This is a genomic window from Pseudomonas meliae, assembly GCF_001400515.1.
Lineage (GTDB): Bacteria > Pseudomonadota > Gammaproteobacteria > Pseudomonadales > Pseudomonadaceae > Aquipseudomonas > Aquipseudomonas amygdali.
Genome location: NZ_LJQT01000316.1, coordinates 1 through 785, shown reverse-complemented (window position 1 = coordinate 785; position 785 = coordinate 1). Strand labels below are relative to the sequence as shown.

The following is a 785-nucleotide window of genomic DNA, read 5'->3' as shown; positions in this document are numbered from 1 at the left end:
GTCAAGTCGATGCCGGTCCGTTTGACAGAAGCGTACTGAGGGGCCAGCAGGCGTTCGACGTCCTCGCGGCCTCGATCAGGGTCATCATCGAACACCAGGCTGATTTTGTGTCCATGTCGGCGATAGTGAGCTGTCAGCGCATGCATCATGCGCTCCAACCGGCCGGCCCAGGAATAAGGGGCCTCCAGGGGTGCCGCTTCGTCGGTGTCACAAAAACTGCCGGCAACGGCATACACCGAGCAGTAATCGCCATCGTCGTTGACCAGTACATACGGGGCATTGAGGGCTGGGTGGCGAGTGCGATCGTCGTCCGTCAGACGCAGTACCGTGTTCAAGTCGCAATAGTGGGGCAGATCGCGTGATACGGCAAACCGGGAGGTTTCAGTGATCAGGTCTTCAACCCAACGGATCAGGCTCGGCATAAAAGTCACTCCGGGTATAGGTGTCCCAGCTGCGGGAGGAAAGTGCCCCCGCGACCGTTTTGCCGGTGGGCAGTAATAGCGACAGATCCTCGAACATGTCCGCCGGCAGGATCAGGGCACAGCCTTCCAGGCGGTTTCGAAGGGTCGAGCGCTTGTGAGGAGGAAGACGCTGAAAGGCCATGGCGAATTCGCCGGCACGTGTTGTGCCCCAGGCTTGTTCCACCTCACGGCCATGTCGAGCCAGCCAGAGCAGAACCCTTTTGCCTTGGGCACGTTGCGTGCGGGTACCGCCGAGAATGGCAATCAGCGCACGGCGCTGCAGGTGATGCACATCCGTCATGGCCATACCGGGCAGGTAGGCCA

At 60.5% G+C, this 785-nt stretch carries 2 pseudogenes; both read right to left on the bottom strand.

Going from position 1 to position 785, the window contains the following annotated elements:
• Positions 1-422, bottom strand: a pseudogene (locus tag ALO64_RS14890) (ATP-binding protein); the annotation flags it as partial.
• Positions 397-785 (bottom strand): annotated as a pseudogene (locus ALO64_RS14885) (conjugal transfer protein TraT); the annotation flags it as partial. The pseudogenes ALO64_RS14890 and ALO64_RS14885, both read right to left, overlap by 26 nt.